This window comes from Salmonella bongori NCTC 12419 (assembly GCF_000252995.1).
Taxonomy (GTDB): domain Bacteria; phylum Pseudomonadota; class Gammaproteobacteria; order Enterobacterales; family Enterobacteriaceae; genus Salmonella; species Salmonella bongori.
Window position 1 is genome coordinate 250,293 of the sequence record NC_015761.1, and the last position, 18,419, is coordinate 268,711.

17 protein-coding genes are annotated in these 18,419 nt (G+C 53.3%); 12 read left to right on the plus strand and 5 right to left on the minus strand.

Annotated features, from left to right (window positions below):
• Positions 1-2 precede the first annotated feature (2 nt).
• The 9 genes from lpxA (at position 3) to tilS (ending at position 12,977) form a co-directional block, all read left to right on the plus strand.
• Positions 3-791, plus strand: coding sequence for an acyl-ACP--UDP-N-acetylglucosamine O-acyltransferase (gene lpxA / locus SBG_RS01095; protein WP_000565956.1), 789 nt, complete (start codon positions 3-5; stop codon positions 789-791).
• Complete coding sequence (gene lpxB / locus SBG_RS01100; RefSeq protein ID WP_000741210.1) at positions 791-1,939, plus strand: lipid-A-disaccharide synthase; 1,149 nt, start codon at positions 791-793, stop codon at positions 1,937-1,939. Before lpxA ends, lpxB begins: the two co-directional genes overlap by 1 nt.
• The gene (gene rnhB, locus SBG_RS01105; protein WP_000569409.1) at positions 1,936-2,532 is read left to right on the plus strand and encodes a ribonuclease HII; all 597 of its coding nucleotides are present in this window, start codon (positions 1,936-1,938) and stop codon (positions 2,530-2,532) included. The genes lpxB and rnhB overlap by 4 nt, the downstream gene beginning before the upstream one ends.
• Before the next feature lie 23 nt (positions 2,533-2,555).
• Positions 2,556-6,038, plus strand: coding sequence for a DNA polymerase III subunit alpha (dnaE, locus tag SBG_RS01110; protein WP_001294811.1), 3,483 nt, complete (start codon positions 2,556-2,558; stop codon positions 6,036-6,038).
• A 12-nt stretch (positions 6,039-6,050) separates the two neighbouring features.
• On the plus strand, positions 6,051-7,010 hold the full coding sequence (accA, locus tag SBG_RS01115; protein ID WP_000055757.1) for an acetyl-CoA carboxylase carboxyl transferase subunit alpha: 960 nt from the start codon (positions 6,051-6,053) through the stop codon (positions 7,008-7,010).
• Between the two features lie 179 nt (positions 7,011-7,189).
• On the plus strand, positions 7,190-8,953 hold the full coding sequence (locus tag SBG_RS01120; RefSeq protein ID WP_000524159.1) for a glycoside hydrolase family 19 protein: 1,764 nt from the start codon (positions 7,190-7,192) through the stop codon (positions 8,951-8,953).
• A 76-nt stretch (positions 8,954-9,029) separates the two neighbouring features.
• Entirely contained in the window at positions 9,030-11,180 is a 2,151-nt protein-coding gene (gene ldcC / locus SBG_RS01125) for a lysine decarboxylase LdcC (protein ID WP_001020947.1), read from the plus strand.
• Between the two features lie 46 nt (positions 11,181-11,226).
• Entirely contained in the window at positions 11,227-11,616 is a 390-nt protein-coding gene (locus SBG_RS01130) for a VOC family protein (protein WP_000901081.1), read from the plus strand.
• Positions 11,617-11,678: 62 nt separating this feature from the next.
• Entirely contained in the window at positions 11,679-12,977 is a 1,299-nt protein-coding gene (gene tilS, locus SBG_RS01135) for a tRNA lysidine(34) synthetase TilS (protein WP_000210075.1), read from the plus strand.
• Positions 12,978-13,019: 42 nt separating this feature from the next.
• Here tilS and rof read toward each other — a convergent pair whose 3' ends face one another.
• The gene (gene rof, locus SBG_RS01140) at positions 13,020-13,280 is read right to left on the minus strand and encodes a Rho-binding antiterminator (protein ID WP_000062328.1); all 261 of its coding nucleotides are present in this window, start codon (positions 13,278-13,280) and stop codon (positions 13,020-13,022) included.
• Positions 13,267-13,467, minus strand: a complete 201-nt coding sequence (locus SBG_RS01145) for a YaeP family protein (protein ID WP_013991363.1) — start codon at positions 13,465-13,467, stop codon at positions 13,267-13,269. The genes rof and SBG_RS01145 overlap by 14 nt, the downstream gene beginning before the upstream one ends.
• A gap of 197 nt (positions 13,468-13,664) precedes the next feature.
• On the opposite strand from SBG_RS01145, the gene SBG_RS01150 reads away from it, so the two are divergent.
• Genes SBG_RS01150 through nlpE form a run of 3 tightly spaced genes read left to right on the plus strand, consistent with a single transcriptional unit; the run spans position 13,665 to position 15,362 of the window.
• Complete coding sequence (locus SBG_RS01150) at positions 13,665-14,210, plus strand: YaeQ family protein (protein ID WP_001185322.1); 546 nt, start codon at positions 13,665-13,667, stop codon at positions 14,208-14,210.
• Positions 14,207-14,629: an alternative ribosome rescue aminoacyl-tRNA hydrolase ArfB gene (gene arfB, locus SBG_RS01155; protein ID WP_000623664.1), complete on the plus strand. Its 423-nt coding sequence runs from the start codon at positions 14,207-14,209 to the stop codon at positions 14,627-14,629. The genes SBG_RS01150 and arfB overlap by 4 nt, the downstream gene beginning before the upstream one ends.
• A gap of 31 nt (positions 14,630-14,660) precedes the next feature.
• Positions 14,661-15,362 carry an envelope stress response activation lipoprotein NlpE gene (gene nlpE / locus SBG_RS01160; RefSeq protein WP_000252569.1) on the plus strand — a complete coding sequence of 234 codons (702 nt, stop codon included), beginning with the start codon at positions 14,661-14,663 and terminating at the stop codon, positions 15,360-15,362.
• Between the two features lie 104 nt (positions 15,363-15,466).
• Here nlpE and proS read toward each other — a convergent pair whose 3' ends face one another.
• The 3 genes from proS to rcsF form a co-directional block, all read right to left on the minus strand.
• Positions 15,467-17,185 carry a proline--tRNA ligase gene (gene proS, locus SBG_RS01165; protein ID WP_001260685.1) on the minus strand — a complete coding sequence of 573 codons (1,719 nt, stop codon included), beginning with the start codon at positions 17,183-17,185 and terminating at the stop codon, positions 15,467-15,469.
• Positions 17,186-17,294: 109 nt separating this feature from the next.
• Positions 17,295-18,002 carry a tRNA (N6-threonylcarbamoyladenosine(37)-N6)-methyltransferase TrmO gene (tsaA, locus tag SBG_RS01170; protein ID WP_000017857.1) on the minus strand — a complete coding sequence of 236 codons (708 nt, stop codon included), beginning with the start codon at positions 18,000-18,002 and terminating at the stop codon, positions 17,295-17,297.
• Positions 17,999-18,403 carry an Rcs stress response system protein RcsF gene (gene rcsF, locus SBG_RS01175; RefSeq protein WP_001202316.1) on the minus strand — a complete coding sequence of 135 codons (405 nt, stop codon included), beginning with the start codon at positions 18,401-18,403 and terminating at the stop codon, positions 17,999-18,001. Before rcsF ends, tsaA begins: the two co-directional genes overlap by 4 nt.
• Positions 18,404-18,419 lie beyond the last annotated feature (16 nt).

The window sequence follows — 18,419 nt, forward strand, 5'->3', positions numbered from 1 at the left end:
ACGTGATTGATAAATCCGCCTTTATTCATCCTACCGCCATTGTGGAAGACGGTGCTGTACTTGGTGCTAATGTCCACATTGGTCCCTTTTGTATTGTTGGACCGCAGGTCGAAATTGGTGAGGGAACCGTACTGAAGTCTCATGTGGTCGTGAATGGTCAAACCAAAATCGGCCGCGACAACGAGATTTATCAGTTTGCCTCCATCGGTGAAGTGAACCAGGATCTGAAATATGCTGGTGAACCAACCCGTGTGGAAATTGGCGATCGTAACCGCATCCGCGAAAGCGTCACCATTCATCGTGGTACAGTGCAGGGTGGTGGGCTGACGAAGGTGGGCAGCGATAACCTGCTGATGATCAATGCGCATGTCGCACATGATTGTACGGTAGGTAATCGTTGTATCCTCGCCAATAATGCAACGCTGGCGGGGCACGTATCAGTCGATGATTTTGCGATCATCGGCGGTATGACGGCAGTTCATCAATTTTGCATTATCGGTGCGCATGTGATGGTTGGCGGCTGCTCCGGCGTGGCGCAGGATGTCCCTCCGTATGTGATTGCACAGGGTAACCATGCGACGCCGTTCGGGGTAAATATCGAAGGATTGAAACGCCGGGGCTTCAGCCGTGAAGGGCTGCTGGCCATTCGTAATGCTTATAAACTGCTGTATCGCAGCGGTAAAACGCTCGATGAAGCGAAGCTGGAAATTGCTGAACTTGCGGAAAAGCATCCGGAAGTGAAGGCGTTTACCGAGTTCTTTGAGCGTTCAACGCGCGGTCCGATTCGTTAATGGCGGCACAGCGTCCTTTAACGATTGCCCTGGTCGCCGGCGAAACGTCCGGCGATATTCTTGGCGCAGGCTTAATTCGTGCGCTGAAAGCGCGTGTACCCAATGCCCGTTTTGTGGGCGTTGCGGGGCCGCGTATGCAGGCTGAAGGGTGTGAAGCCTGGTACGAAATGGAAGAGTTGGCGGTGATGGGCATTGTTGAAGTGCTTGGACGTTTACGCCGTTTGTTGCATATCCGCGCCGATCTGACCCGCCGTTTTACCGCGCTTAAGCCGGATGTCTTTGTCGGGATTGATGCCCCTGATTTCAACATTACCCTCGAAGGTAACCTGAAAAAACAGGGCATTAAGACCATTCATTATGTCAGCCCGTCCGTTTGGGCCTGGCGACAGAAACGCGTTTTCAAAATAGGTAGATCCACCGATATGGTGCTGGCTTTTCTGCCTTTCGAAAAAGCGTTTTACGATAAATTTAACGTCCCGTGCCGCTTTATCGGTCACACCATGGCGGATGCCATGCCGCTGGATCCGGATAAAAATGCGGCACGCGATATGCTCGGCATTGCGCATGATGCCCACTGCCTGGCGCTGCTTCCGGGAAGCCGGGGCGCAGAAGTTGAAATGCTCAGTGCAGATTTTCTGAAAACCGCGCAATTGCTGCGACAGCGTTACCCCGATCTGGAGGTGGTGGTGCCGTTAGTGAACGCGAAACGCCGCGAACAGTTTGAAAAAATCAAAGCAGCGGTTGCGCCGGATCTCGCCGTTCATTTACTGGATGGCATGGGGCGTGAAGCGATGGTTGCCAGCGATGCGGCTCTGCTGGCCTCGGGTACGGCGGCGCTGGAGTGCATGTTGGCAAAATGCCCGATGGTAGTGGGATATCGCATGAAACCCTTCACCTTCTGGCTGGCGAAACGTCTGGTGAAAACCGAGTATGTGTCGTTGCCTAACCTGCTGGCGGGTAGAGCGCTGGTGAAAGAGCTGTTGCAGGAGGAGTGCGAGCCGCAGCGGCTGGCGGAGGCCTTGCTGCCGTTGTTAGCGAACGGTAAAACCAGCCATGAAATGCATGATACGTTCCGCGAACTGCACCAGCAGATCCGCTGCAATGCTGATGAGCAGGCGGCGGACGCGGTTCTGGAGTTAGCACGATGATAGAATTTGTTTATCCGCACACGCATTTAGTGGCGGGTGTAGATGAGGTGGGCCGTGGCCCGCTGGTAGGCGCGGTCGTCACCGCCGCCGTAATCCTCGATCCGGCGCGTCCGATCGTTGGTCTTAATGATTCCAAAAAACTTTCAGAAAAACGCCGCCTTGCGCTGTATGACGAGATTAAAGAAAAGGCGTTAAGCTGGAGTCTGGGACGCGCGGAACCGCATGAAATCGATGAGCTAAACATTTTGCACGCCACGATGCTCGCTATGCAGCGCGCTGTCGCAGGCCTGCATATTGCGCCAGAATATGTGCTGATTGATGGCAATCGTTGTCCGGCTCTGCCGGTGCCGTCGATGGCGGTCGTCAAAGGGGACAGCCGGGTGGCGGAGATTAGCGCGGCGTCTATTCTGGCGAAAGTCACCCGCGACGCAGAAATGGCGGCGCTGGATATCGTTTTTCCTCAGTATGGCTTTGCGCAGCACAAAGGCTATCCAACCGCTTTTCATCTGGAAAAGTTGGCACAGTATGGCGCGACGGCGCACCACCGACGCAGCTTTGCGCCAGTTAAACGCGCTCTGGGACTTGCGTCCTGATTCTTGTATCGAGAAATCTGAAGATGTCTGAACCACGTTTCGTCCACCTGCGGGTGCACAGCGACTACTCTATGATCGATGGGTTGGCAAAAACCGGGCCGCTGGTGAAAAAGGCGGCCTCATTAGGTATGCCTGCGCTGGCGATCACCGATTTTACCAACCTCTGCGGTCTGGTGAAGTTCTACGGAGCGGGTCATGGTGCAGGCATTAAACCCATTGTCGGCGCTGACTTTCATGTTCGTAGCGAGTTGTTGGCCGATGAACTGACGCAGTTGACCGTACTCGCGGCCAATAACACAGGTTATCAAAACCTGACGTTATTGATATCAAAAGCCTATCAGCGCGGTTACGGTGCTGAAGGCCCGGTAATTGACCGGGAATGGCTGGCGGAACTCAAAGAAGGGTTGATTCTGCTGTCTGGCGGGCGAATGGGCGACGTCGGGCGCAGCCTGTTACGTGGCAATAATGCCCTGGTTGAAGAGTGCGTGGCATTCTATGAAGCGCACTTCCCCGATCGTTACTTTCTCGAACTGATCCGTACCGGCAGGCAAGACGAAGAAACATATCTTCACGCTGCTGTCGCACTGGCGGAGGCGCGGGGGTTGCCGGTCGTAGCGACCAACGATGTCCGTTTCCTTGAAAGCGAGGATTTTGACGCGCATGAAATTCGTGTCGCGATCCACGACGGTTTCACGCTGGACGATCCTAAACGTCCGCGAAACTACTCACCGCAGCAATATATGCGCAGCATCGATGAGATGTGTGAGCTGTTTTCCGATATTCCGGAAGCGCTGGAAAACACTGTTGAGATTGCCAAACGTTGTAATGTCACGGTGCGTTTGGGTGAGTATTTCCTGCCGCAGTTTCCGACCGGTGATATGACCACTGAAGACTATCTGGTCAAAAAAGCGAAAGAGGGGCTTGAAGAGCGCCTGGCGTTCCTGTTCCCGGATGAAGAAGAACGTAAAAAACGCCGTCCAGAGTATGATGAGCGCCTGGATATTGAACTCCAGGTTATCAACCAGATGGGATTCCCCGGCTACTTCCTCATTGTAATGGAGTTTATCCAGTGGTCAAAAGATAACGGAGTGCCAGTGGGGCCGGGGCGTGGGTCCGGGGCTGGATCGCTGGTGGCCTACGCGCTGAAAATTACCGACCTTGATCCGCTGGAATTTGACCTGCTGTTCGAACGTTTCCTTAACCCGGAGCGTGTCTCGATGCCTGACTTTGACGTTGACTTCTGTATGGAGAAACGCGATCAGGTGATTGAGCACGTCGCGGACATGTACGGACGTGATGCGGTATCGCAAATTATTACCTTCGGTACGATGGCGGCGAAAGCGGTTATCCGTGACGTGGGGCGTGTGTTGGGCCATCCTTACGGCTTTGTGGACCGTATTTCCAAGCTGGTGCCGCCTGATCCGGGCATGACGCTGGCAAAAGCCTTCGAAGCGGAACCACAATTGCCTGAGATTTATGAGGCAGATGAAGAGGTCAGAGCGCTGATCGACATGGCGCGTAAGCTGGAAGGCGTCACGCGTAACGCCGGGAAGCACGCCGGCGGCGTGGTAATTGCGCCGACCAAAATTACTGACTTTGCGCCGCTTTACTGTGATGAAGAGGGCAAACATCCGGTTACTCAGTTTGATAAAAGTGACGTGGAATACGCCGGGCTGGTGAAGTTTGACTTCCTCGGCCTGCGTACCCTGACCATCATCAACTGGGCGCTGGAGATGATCAACAAGCGGCGCGAGAAGAACGGCGAGCCGCCGCTGGACATCGCCGCCATCCCGCTGGACGATAAAAAAAGCTTCGACATGCTGCAGCGCTCGGAAACCACGGCGGTGTTCCAGCTTGAATCGCGCGGCATGAAAGACCTGATCAAACGTCTGCAGCCAGACTGCTTTGAAGATATGATCGCCCTCGTGGCGTTGTTCCGTCCAGGTCCGTTGCAGTCAGGGATGGTTGATAACTTTATTGACCGTAAGCATGGTCGTGAAGAACTCTCTTATCCGGACGTTCAGTGGCAGCATGAAAGCCTGAAACCGGTACTGGAGCCGACCTACGGCATTATCCTGTATCAGGAACAGGTGATGCAGATAGCGCAGGTACTTTCCGGCTATACCCTCGGTGGCGCGGATATGCTGCGTCGTGCGATGGGTAAGAAAAAGCCGGAGGAGATGGCCAAACAGCGGTCCGTCTTTGAGGAAGGCGCGAAAAAGAATGGTATTGACGGCGAACTGGCGATGAAAATCTTTGACCTGGTGGAGAAATTCGCCGGTTACGGGTTTAACAAATCACACTCTGCCGCTTATGCGTTAGTGTCTTACCAGACGCTATGGCTGAAGGCGCACTATCCGGCGGAATTTATGGCGGCGGTGATGACAGCCGATATGGACAACACCGAGAAAGTTGTAGGCCTGGTAGATGAATGCTGGCGGATGGGGCTAAAAATTCTGCCGCCGGATATTAACTCCGGATTATACCATTTCCACGTTAACGATGATGGGGAGATTGTCTACGGGATTGGCGCGATCAAAGGCGTCGGCGAAGGGCCGATCGAGGCGATTATTGAGGCGCGTAACAATGGCGGCTATTTTCGCGAGTTGTTTGATCTGTGTGCGCGGACCGATACCAAAAAGCTCAACCGCCGGGTGCTGGAAAAACTGATCATGTCCGGGGCGTTTGATCGGTTGGGACCGCACCGCGCCGCGCTGATGAACTCGCTGGGCGATGCGCTAAAAGCTGCCGACCAGCACGCTAAAGCGGAAGCCATCGGGCAGGCGGATATGTTCGGCGTGTTGGCGGAAGAGCCGGAGCAAATTGAACAATCCTACGCCAGCTGCCAGCCGTGGCCGGAGCAGGTGGTGTTAGATGGGGAACGTGAAACGTTGGGGCTGTACCTGACGGGCCACCCCATCAATCAGTATCTAAAAGAAATTGAGCGCTATGTCGGCGGGGTAAGGCTCAAAGACATGCATCCGACGGAACGTGGTAAAGTTACCACGGCTGCGGGGCTCGTAATTGCCGCAAGGGTTATGGTCACCAAGCGTGGCAATCGTATCGGCATCTGTACTCTGGATGACCGTTCCGGGCGTCTGGAAGTGATGTTATTTACCGACGCGCTGGATAAATATCAGCAGCTGCTGGAAAAAGACCGCATACTTATCGTCAGCGGACAGGTCAGCTTTGATGACTTCAGTGGGGGGCTTAAAATGACCGCCCGCGAAGTGATGGATATTGACGAAGCTCGCGAAAAATACGCTCGCGGGCTTGCTATCTCGCTGACGGACAGGCAAATTGATGACCAGCTTTTAAACCGACTCCGTCAGTCTCTGGAACCCCACCGCTCGGGGACCATTCCAGTACATCTCTACTATCAGAGGGCGGATGCGCGCGCGCGGCTGCGTTTTGGCGCAACGTGGCGTGTCTCTCCGAGCGATCGTTTATTAAACGATCTCCGTGGCCTCATTGGTTCGGAGCAGGTGGAACTGGAGTTTGACTAATACAGGAATACTATGAGTCTGAATTTCCTTGATTTTGAACAGCCGATAGCAGAGCTGGAAGCGAAAATCGATTCTCTGACTGCGGTAAGCCGCCAGGATGAGAAACTGGATATTAATATCGATGAAGAAGTCCATCGCCTGCGCGAAAAAAGCGTAGAACTAACGCGCAAAATCTTCGCCGATCTTGGCGCATGGCAGGTTGCCCAACTGGCGCGCCACCCACAGCGTCCGTACACTCTGGATTATGTTCGCCTGGCGTTTGATGAATTTGATGAGCTGGCGGGCGATCGCGCCTATGCTGATGACAAAGCCATTGTCGGCGGTATCGCGCGTCTGGAAGGACGTCCGGTGATGGTTATTGGTCATCAAAAAGGCCGTGAAACCAAAGAAAAGATTCGGCGTAACTTTGGGATGCCGGCACCGGAAGGCTACCGCAAAGCGCTGCGCCTGATGGAAATGGCTGAACGTTTCAACATGCCGATTATCACCTTCATCGACACCCCGGGGGCTTACCCTGGCGTGGGCGCGGAAGAGCGTGGTCAGTCTGAAGCGATTGCCCGTAACCTACGTGAAATGTCGCGTCTGAACGTGCCAATTATCTGTACTGTGATTGGTGAAGGCGGTTCCGGCGGCGCATTGGCGATTGGCGTGGGTGATAAAGTGAATATGCTGCAATACAGCACCTATTCCGTTATCTCTCCGGAAGGTTGCGCCTCTATTTTGTGGAAAAGCGCCGACAAAGCGCCATTGGCTGCTGAAGCGATGGGCATCATCGCGCCGCGTCTGAAAGAGCTGAAGCTAATCGATTCCATCATTCCGGAGCCGCTGGGCGGCGCGCACCGTAATCCGGAAGCGATGGCGGCATCGCTAAAAGCGCAACTGCTGGAAGATTTAGCCGATCTTGATGTGTTAAGCACCGATGATTTAAAAAATCGTCGTTATCAGCGTTTGATGAGCTACGGTTACGCCTGATCATTTCTCTCATTTTTTCAAAGAGGCCGGATTATCCGGCCTCTTTTTTTTGGCTGAGGAAAAATGAGACGCTGATGCGCTGATGTGATTAAACGCGACGGCGTGTTCTCCCTGACACTGTAGCAACTGCCAGGCGTGTGGCCAGGGCAGGCAGTGAACTACCCTTCAAGGAGAAAATTATGGGATTGCAAAAAACACTGGCGCTCAGCGCCGTGGCGGCAGGAATCATGTTGAGCTTATCCGGTGCGCAGGCCGCGCCGCTGCTTAGCAGTAGTGAGCCAATGACCATCAACGCCAGCGATCTGGCGGCGAAAGAGAAAGCGCTGACGGATTTTCCGTTAATGGAGGCAGTGAAATCCTCTATCCAGACGTTGGATAACAGCGCGGTCGAACAAATCGAACCGGGGCGCGCCGCTAACCCGGCAAACGTAAAACGCGTTGAAAGTATTCTGAAAGAGGCCGACTGGGATTATCTGTTCCCGCTGCGCGCGCCAGAGTATACCTATTCCAACTTTCTGAAAGCGATAGGTAAATTCCCGGCGGTTTGCGGCACCTACACCGATGGACGTGATAGCGATGCTATCTGCCGTAAAACCCTGGCTACTATGTTTGCGCATTTTGCCCAGGAAACGGGCGGTCACGAAAGCTGGCGTGATATTCCGGAATGGCGGCAGGCGCTGGTCTATCTGCGTGAAGTCGGCTGGACGGAAGGGCAGAAAGGCGGCTACAACGGTGAATGTAACCCTGATGTATGGCAGGGACAGACCTGGCCATGCGGTAAAGATAAAGACGGCGATTTCCTCAGCTATTTTGGCCGTGGGGCAAAACAGCTTTCTTATAATTACAACTACGGCCCTTTCTCTGACGCGATGTATGGCGATGTTCGCCCACTGCTGGATAAACCCGAGCTGGTGGCGGATACCTGGATGAACCTCGCCAGCGCAGTATTCTTCTTTGTTTATCCCCAGCCGCCAAAACCGTCTATGCTTCACGTGATTGATGGTACCTGGCAACCAAATGATCACGACAAGGCAAACGGGCTGGTTTCCGGTTTTGGCGTGACAATCCAAATCATCAACGGCGGCGTTGAATGTGGCGGCGCGGATGAAAACGCCCAGTCTCTCAACCGTATTGCCTATTACAAAGAGTTCGCTAATTATCTGAAAGTACCGGTGCCCGCAGATGAGGTCTTGGGCTGTAAGAAAATGAAGCAGTTTGATGAGTACGGTGCCGGTGCGCTGCCGATTTACTGGGAACAGGATTGGGGATGGAGCAGTGATACACCGGACGGTAAAACCTACTCCTGCCAGTTAGTCGGCTACCAGACGCCGTATACCGCTTTTAAACAGGGGGATTATAGCAAATGCGTCCAGCATTATTTCAACGTCAACGTGGTGGATGATGCCGGTAACGCCGAGCCGGATACTATTCCTGCGCCCACGCCCGTGACCGATGAAAACGTCGCACCGGTTGCCCGTATCGCCGGGCCAGTCGGTGCAGTGGAAGCGGGAAGTGAGGTGTCGCTGAGCGCGGAAGGTTCAACCGACGCGAATGGCGATAAACTGACTTATACCTGGATGTCGCAGGATGGCAAAACGCTCAGCGGCCAGGATAAAGCCGTTGTAATTTTCAATGCGCCTGTAGCATCAAAAGAGGCGCAATACGTTGTGAGCCTGAAAGTCAGCGATGGCTCGCTCTCCAGTACCGCTACCTACACGCTGAATGTCAAAGCGAAAGCGGCGTCCAGTGACGAGGAAGATAAGGGAATCACCTATCCATCCTGGAGTAGCAGCCAGAAATGGAATCCGGGCGATATTGTCAACAATAATGGCGCATTATACCAGTGTAAGTCGTTCCCGGCTGGCTCCTGGTGTAACGTCGCACCGGGTTACTATGAGCCCGGCGTGGGAATTGCCTGGGCCGATGCCTGGAGCGCGTTGTAATAAGATAAATCCTGTCGGTGCCTTGCACCGGCAGGATTGTTACTATGCTTATCTCAGGTTTTTTCCAGGAGAAAGCATGAATATCATCGCCATTATGGGGCTGCATGGGGTTTTTTATAAAGATGAGCCCATCAAGGAGCTTGAGCGTGCGTTACAGGCGCAGGGATTTCAGATTATCTGGCCGCAAAATAGCGTTGACCTGTTGAAGTTTATTGAACATAACCCACGCATTTGTGGTGTGATTTTTGACTGGGATGAATACAACCTCGACCTGTGTAGTGATATCAATCAGCTAAATGAATATCTTCCTCTCTACGCTTTTATCAATACCCACTCAACGCTGGATGTGAGCGTGCATGAGATGCGTATGGCGCTGTGGTTCTTTGAATATGCGCTGGGGCAGGCGGATGATATCGCCACCCGCATTCGCCAGTACACTCATGAATACCTCGACAATATCACCCCGCCGTTTACCAAAGCCCTGTTCACCTATGTGAAAGAGGGAAAATATACTTTCTGTACGCCGGGCCATATGGCGGGTACGGCATATCAAAAAAGCCCGGTGGGTTGTTTGTTTTACGATTTTTTCGGCGGCAACATGCTAAAAGCCGACGTTTCTATTTCAGTGACTGAGCTTGGCTCGCTGCTGGATCATACCGGGCCGCATCTGGAAGCGGAAGAATACATTGCCCGCACGTTTGGCGCCGAGCAGAGTTATATGGTGACCAATGGTACGTCGACGTCAAATAAAATTGTCGGCATGTACGCCGCGCCGTCAGGAAGCACATTACTCATCGATCGCAATTGCCACAAATCCCTTGCGCATCTTTTGATGATGAGTGACGTGGTACCGCTATGGCTAAAACCGACGCGAAACGCGCTCGGTATTCTCGGGGGGATTCCGAGGCGTGAATTTACTCGCGACAGTATCGCACGTAAGGTGGCGGAAACCGCGCAGGCGCAGTGGCCGGTTCATGCCGTTATCACCAATTCTACCTATGATGGTTTGTTGTATAACACAAACTGGATTAAACAGGCGCTGGATGTTCCTTCAATCCACTTTGATTCCGCGTGGGTGCCTTATACTCATTTCCATCCTATTTATCAGGGAAAAAGCGGCATGAGCGGCGAGCGGGTACCGGGCAAAGTTTTCTTTGAAACGCAGTCTACTCATAAAATGCTGGCGGCGCTCTCGCAGGCCTCGCTGATTCATATCAAAGGGGAGTATGACGAAGAGACGTTTAATGAAGCGTTTATGATGCACACCTCCACATCGCCGAGCTATCCTATTGTTGCTTCTATTGAGACGGCGGCGGCGATGCTGCGTGGTAATCAGGGAAAGCGATTGATCAATCGCTCGGTGGAACGAGCGCTCCATTTTCGTAAAGAGGTGCAGCGGTTACGTGAAGAGTCCGATAGCTGGTTCTTTGATATCTGGCAACCGGAAGTGGTGGATGAAGCTGAGTGCTGGCCGATAGCGCCGGGAGAGACATGGCACGGTTTCACCGATGCTGATGACGATCATATGTTCCTTGACCCGGTCAAGGTGACGATCCTGACGCCAGGGATGGATGAGCAGGGCAACATGAGCGAAGAGGGGATACCCGCCGCGCTGGTGGCGAAATTCCTTGATGAACGCGGTGTAGTGGTTGAAAAAACCGGGCCGTATAATTTGCTATTTTTGTTCAGTATTGGCATTGATAAGACCCGTGCGATGGGACTGCTGCGCGGCCTGACCGAATTTAAACGCGCTTACGATCTGAATTTGCGCGTCAAAAATATGTTGCCGGATCTGTATGCGGAAGATCCCGATTTTTATCGTAATATGCGTATTCAGGATCTGGCGCAGGGGATTCATAAATTGATCCGCCAGCACGATCTCCCTGGCTTAATGCTGCGGGCATTCGAGGTTTTACCCGAGATGGTCATGACGCCGCATCAGGCCTGGCAGCGTCAGATCAAAGGCGAAGTAGAAACTGTCGCGCTCGAGCAACTGCCAGGACGCATTTCCGCGAATATGATTCTGCCGTATCCGCCAGGCGTTCCGCTGTTGATGCCTGGAGAGAGAATCACTCAGGAAAGCCGGGCTGTGCTCGATTTTCTGTTGATGCTATGTTCGATTGGTCAACACTATCCCGGTTTTGAAACGGATATTCACGGCGCGAAACAGAATGAAGATGGCGTGTACCAGGTGCGAGTTTTAAAAAATACCAGCCAGCTTGCCTGAACGGAAAGTGGTGAGTAACGTACTGATAAACAATAAAGGAGGCGCTATGCTGGGATTAAAACAGGTTCATCACATCGCGATCATTGCCACAGATTATGCGGCAAGCAAAGCGTTTTATTGCGATGTTCTGGGGTTCGACTTGATAAGTGAAGCCTGGCGGGAGGAGCGTGATTCGTGGAAGGGCGATCTGGCGCTCAATGGGCAGTATGTGATTGAGCTTTTCTCTTTTCCCTTTCCTCCGGCGCGTCCGAGCCGACCAGAAGCTTGCGGTTTGCGCCATCTGGCTTTCAGCGTAGAAAATGTGGAAAATGCCATTGCATATCTGGAGAAACATCAGATTAAGTGTGAACCAATACGCGTCGATCCGTTTACCGGGAAGCGCTTTACTTTTTTCAATGATCCGGATGGTTTACCGCTTGAGCTCTATGAACAGTAAGACTTGTCATTAAGCCGTTAGCCAGGTAACGTTGCCGGGCAACGTGACTATAAGCACTTACCATGACGACTCTTACTCTGAATACTTCGTTACTCTCTTCTCGCCGTGTTCTGGCCGCCTTTAGCGGCGGCCTGGATTCCACAGTGCTTCTTCATCAACTGGTGCTATGGCGAGAACAACATCCTGACGTTACGCTACGCGCTATCCATATCCATCATGGTTTAAGTCCTCATGCTGACAGTTGGGTGCGGCATTGCGAAGTCGTGTGTGAAGACTGGCAGGTTCCGTTGGTAGTGGCGCGTGTGACACTGGCGGATAGCGGTCTGGGGGTTGAAGCCCATGCGCGAGAGGCGAGATATCGGGCATTTGCACAGGCGCTATTGCCAGGCGAAGTGCTGGCAACCGCGCAGCATCTCGACGATCAGTGTGAAACATTCCTGTTGGCGCTCAAGCGCGGTAGCGGGCCGGCCGGACTTTCCGCAATGGGAGAACGTTCGCCTTTTGCCGGAACTCAACTTCTTCGTCCACTGCTGGGAGAAACGCGGGAGACGCTGGAGCGCTGGGCTATGCAGTATGGCTTACGCTGGATTGAGGATGAAAGCAATCAGGATGACGCCTACGATCGCAATTTTTTACGCTTGCGCGCGCTCCCGCTTCTGCAGCAGCGCTGGCCGCATTTCTCCGCATCGGTCGCCCGTAGCGCGGCGCTGTGCGCCGAGCAAGAAAGACTGTTAGATGAACTTCTGGCCAGCGACCTTGCGGACTGTATTACGGCGCGGGGCACATTGCAGCTTTCTCCATTAATGGCGATGAGTGATGTGCGCCGGGCGGCGATTGTGCGCCGCTGGCTGGCGAGGCTTAATGCGCCGATGCCCTCTCGCGATGCGCTGGAACGTATCTGGCGGGAAGTGGCGCTGGCGCGCGAGGATGCTTCCCCCTGTTTACGCTTTGGCGATCGTGAGATTCGCCGTTATCAGTCGCAACTGTGGTGGATTAAATCCGTTGCCGGGCAAAGCGAAGCGACGCTCTCCTGGCCTGTCTGGCGCACGCCGCTGGCATTACCTGCTGGATTAGGAACGGTGCAACTCGTCCCGGGCGGTGAACTGCGGCAACCGCGCGCCGAAGAATCCGTCAGCATTCGTTTTAAGGCACCAGGAGTGTTGCATATTGTTGGACGTCACGGCGGACGTAAACTGAAGAAAATCTGGCAGGAGCTGAATGTGCCTTCCTGGCGGCGCGATACCACGCCGCTACTGTTTTATGGCGATACGCTGATTGCAGCGGCGGGGCATTTTGTCACCTGTGACGGGCTTGCGGACGGCGAAAACGGTATGGCGCTGCTGTGGCGGGAAGAAGAATAAAATGCCGGATAGCGGCGAAATCGCTTTATCCGGCAGCAGGGTTCAGGATTCGCTGACCACTACCGTACCAATTTCCGGGTGGCTGAAACTGGCAATTTTATCGAGACGCAGCTCGCGCGGTTCGCCGGAAACCTCGGCAAGCAGGTATTCCACGTTTTTACGTAAAAGTAAATCGTTCGCTTTTGCCTGCAAAATTTCGCCATCTTTTAACGTCAGCGTCAGTATTAAATGATGCATGCAGGCAAGCTCAAGACTGTCGTAGTCATCGCAATTAATGGGTTGATACGTTTCATTCATTGACATAATCGCTCACCAGTAAGTTCGCGGCAGCATAAGCTGCCTTTTCCCTGACCGACTCCGAAAGGGCGCTATCTGCCGCCATTTCATTAAGCACTTTCAATACACAACCCAGCGCATCCGGGACATACCCTAAGTCTCCGCTGGCGATTTCCGCATACCGCTTGCGTACTAACTCACAATATTTTTCCACATGCCCTCCTGTCAGCATTCTGACTTAACCGTGGATGCAAGTCTAAGCCTACGAAGATAAATCCTGTTTAGCAAGGTGACTATACCATACTCGCTCAGGCAATATCAGCGCCTGACAGGGGCGCATAAAAGATTCGTTAACAGCCTTTTATCCCGGTTTTCGCTACAATGGATACCTGATTCGAAAGGAGTTTTCTCATGGCGCTTAAAGCGACAATTTATAAAGCCGTCGTTAATGTGGCTGACCTTGATCGCAACCGGTTTCTGGATGCGGCGTTGACGCTGGCGCGTCACCCTTCTGAAACACAGGAGCGCATGATGCTACGACTGTTGGCATGGATAAAATATGCCGATGAGCGGTTACAATTTACGCGTGGGCTTAGCGCAGAAGATGAGCCGGAGATCTGGCGGCGCAACGATCATCTGGGAATTGACCTGTGGATAGAACTGGGGTTGCCGGATGAGCGCCGTCTCAAAAAAGCCTGTACGCAAGCGGGGGATGTCGCGCTCTTTGTCTATAACAGCCGGGCGGCGCAAATCTGGTGGCAGCAACATCAAAGTAAGTGCGCGCAGTTCACTAATCTGTCCGTCTGGTATCTGGATGATGGTCAACTGGCGCAGCTCAGTGAATTTGCCGATCGTACTATGACATTACAGGCGACGATTCAGGACGGCGCAATCTGGCTTTCTGATGCCCGGAATAATCTGGAAATACAGCTCACCGTCTGGCAGCAGCCTTCATGATTTCGATATCACGGACGGTCTCAATAGCCGATAACGAGCTGGAAATTACCGCCATTCGCGCGCAGGGCGCGGGCGGTCAGCACGTTAATAAGACCTCCAGTGCGATTCATTTGCGCTTTGACATTCGGGCCTCAGGCCTGCCAGAGTATTACAAACAGCGTTTGCTGACGGCCAGCCACCATCTGATAAGCCATGATGGCGTGATTATCATTAAGGCGCAGGAGTACCGGAGCCAGGAGCTCAACCGGGAAGCGGCTATCGCCAGGCTGGTTGCCGTCATAAAAGAATTAACTGCGGAGCAGAAAAGCCGTCGCGCAACTCGCCCGACGCGTGCCTCGAAAGAGCGCCGCTTGTCCTCGAAGGCGCAGAAATCTTCTGTAAAGGCGCTTCGCGGCAAAGTTCGTCGTCCACTGGATTGACGGGCCGGAATAGCAATTTCATAAGGATTTCATGGTGAGAACAGCAATATTGTCAGTGGCGGCAGCGTGTACGCTGTTTGCGTTGATAGGATGTAATAACCGCGCGGAAGTTGACGCCCTGCAACCCGCGCAAGCGGCGGAATTTAAACCCATGCAGCAAAGCTGGCGAGGCGTGCTGCCCTGTGCGGATTGTGAAGGTATTGAAACGTCACTGTTTCTGGAAAAAGATGGCACATGGGTGATGAACGAGCGCTATCAGGGCGTGCGAGAAGAACCTTCCTCTTTTGCGTCATACGGTACCTGGGCGCGGACGGCGGATAAACTGGTATTAACCGACAGCAATGGTGAGAAATCGTATTATCGCGCGAAAGGCGATGCGTTAGAGATGCTTGATCGGGAAGGGAATCCGGTGGCTTCGCAGCTTAATTATATGCTTGAGCCTGTTACCGCCAGTCTTCCGGTAACACCAATGCCGCTACGTGGCATGTATGTTTATAGGGCTAATGCAGCGACATTTACCGATTGCGCAACGGGAAAGCGGATCCCGGTTGCCAGTAATGCCCAACTTGAACGCGGTTATCTGCAGGCTAAAGGCGAAGCAGAAAACCCCGTGTTGTTAACGGTAGAAGGACATTTTATTTTTGTCGCGAACCCGGATACGGGCGAGCCGGTAAAAATGCTCATGGCCGATAAAGAGGCGAAGTTTGTGCCGGGTAAAGATTGCCATAACTAATAAATAGGCCTCGCATGATGCGAGGCCTTTATGTATTAGCCGGAGAACGCGACGCCTATCCGGTTCATACTATGGCGCCACCGGGAAAGCCCAATAAGAGCCGTTTAGCCCTTAATAGCCTTGACCAGATAGTCAACGATATCACCGGTTTTAATCAGCGATTTTTCGCCACTACGACGGTGTTTATACTCTATATCGTCGTTATCCAGGTTACGATCGCCAATCACGATGGTATGTGGAATGCCAATCAGTTCCATATCGGCAAACATCACACCCGGACGCTCTTTACGGTCGTCCATCAGTACTTCAATCCCCTGTGCGCGCAGTGCATTGTACAGTTTCTCCGCCAGCTCCTGTACACGGAAGGATTTGTGCATATTCATCGGCAGAATCGCGACCTGGAAAGGTGCAATAGCGTCAGGCCATACAATGCCGCGTTCGTCAAAGTTTTGCTCGATAGCCGCGGCAACAACGCGCGTTACGCCAATACCGTAGCAGCCCATGGTCAGGATCTGGTTACGGCCATCTTCACCCTGAACAGACGCTTTCAGCGCTTCAGAATATTTGGTGCCCAACTGGAAGATATGGCCCACTTCGATACCGCGTTTGATAAGCAACGTCCCTTGACCGTCCGGACTCGGATCGCCTGTGACCACGTTACGGATATCAGCAACTTCTGGCGTCGCGACGTCACGATCCCAGTTAATGCCGAAATAGTGTTTACCGTCGATGTTAGCGCCAGCGGCAAAGTCGCTCATGGCCGCAACGGTACGATCGATGATGACCGGAATCGACATATTGACCGGACCGAGAGAACCCGGACCGGCGTTGAGCACGTCGCGAATCTCTGCTTCGGTAGCGAAGGTGAGCGGGCTGGCAACCTGCGGCAGTTTTTCTGCTTTCACTTCATTCAGTTCATGATCGCCGCGAACCAGCAGGGCAACCAGTGGAGACTTACTGTCTTTTACTGCTTTCACCAGCAACGTTTTTACCGTTTTTTCAATTGGCAGGTTGAACTGTTCTACCAGCTCCGCGATAGTTTTGGCGTTCGGTGTATCGACCAGAGTCATTTCCTGCGTTGCTGCTGCACGCGGTGTCTGCGGTGCGATGGCTTCAGCCAGCTCAATGTTGGCTGCGTAATCAGAAACATCAGAGAAAACGATGTCATCTTCGCCGCTTTGCGCCAGCACCTGGAATTCATGCGAGGCGTTTCCGCCGATAGAGCCGGTATCGGCCTGCACTGCCCGGAAATCCAGCCCCATACGGCTAAAGATACGGCTGTACGCAGCATACATGGCGTCATAGGTTTCCTGCAGGGATTCCTGAGAAGTATGGAAAGAGTAAGCATCTTTCATCAGGAATTCACGTGAGCGCATTACGCCAAAACGCGGACGTACTTCATCACGGAACTTGGTCTGGATCTGAAAGAAATTTAGCGGCAGTTGCTTATAAGAACTGAGTTCGTTACGCACCAGATCGGTGATCACTTCTTCGTGGGTTGGGCCGAGTACGAACGGACGCTCGCCACGGTCAACAAAACGCAGCAGTTCCGGGCCGTACTGTTCCCAACGACCACTCTCTTGCCACAGGTCGGCTGGCTGAACCACTGGCATTGACACCTCAATAGCACCGGCGTTATTCATCTCTTCACGCACGATGTTTTCGACTTTTTTCAGGACGCGCAGACCGGTCGGCAGCCAGGTATATAACCCGGAGGCGAGTTTGCGAATCATCCCGGCGCGCAGCATCAGCTGGTGGCTGATAACCTCGGCGTCGGCAGGTGTCTCCTTCAGAGTGGAGAGCAGGTATTGGCTAGTACGCATGTTGTTACGGTTCCAGTTGAACGATCGAACAGGCTCAAGGCGAGCCTGAGACAAAAAAGTGATTTAGTTTACCAGCGTGAAAGGGATGTCAAAAGAGAAGGGCGTGAAATTACCGTGGTTCCAGCGCAAACACTTCAAATCCTGCGTCTGTTACACGCCAGCGCACGTTAAAATCATGCAGCCAAACAGCATAGGTTTTGCCCGTTTCTTCACCCTTACGATAAGCCGGGCGGGGATCCTGGGCCAGTACATCGCCAATGAAAGCCCGTAGCTGCGGATAACGTCTTTCCAGTGCTGGAAACTGCTGGTCAACCTCGGCGGTAAAACTCACCGGCATTTCAGCCGTCGGCGCTTGTTGCGCATAGCTGGCGATGGCGTCCGGTAGCGCGTCGGCAAACGGCAAATACGGCTTGATATCCACTACCGGCGTACCATCTACCAGGTCCAGACTGCCTAACTCCAGTATCACGCTCTCTTTTCGACACTCAATGCCTTTTAGCGCAACGAGAGACATGCCAATTGGGTTCGGGCGGAACGTGGAGCGCGTGGCAAAAACGCCCATCCTGGCATTACCGCCAAGACGGGGCGGACGTACGGTTGGTCGCCAACCGCCTTCCATCGTCTGATGAAAAACGAAAAGTAACCACAAGTGACTGAATGCCTCCAGGCCGCGGACGGCATCGGCCTGGTTGTAGGGCGCCATCAGATGCAGTTCGCCGCAGGCGCTTTTCACCAGACCAGGCTGGCGCGGAACGGCGAACTTTTCTTTATAAGGGGAGCGAATAACGCCGATTTGCTCAAACTGAAAGTGGCTCATTTTGCCGAAATATTCAGTGCCGATCCAATACAGACCGCCTGACGGTAACAGCCTGGCGTGCCGCTGGTAATTTCACAGCTGTGCAAGAGGACGGCATTGGCTTTCATTTTAGAAGCATTAATCTGCATACGTTTGCGTGCCGTTGGAATGTTAGGCGGAGAGTCCTGATTCGTCGCCTGGCAGGATTCGCCACTAACCTCGCCAAGATCGCGGAAAGGCTTACCGACTAAGTCTTCAGCATTCGTGTAAATCCTGACGGGAGTAGCACGCGGCGCTTTAGGTTTTTCCGGCTCCGCTTTTGGCGGGGTTGCGGTGCTTTGAACGGGTTCAACAGGGGATCTGCTTAGCATGGAACAACCGCCCAGCATGAGTGCCAATAAACAGATCGGTAAAGCACGCATAATATTTCCTCAATGA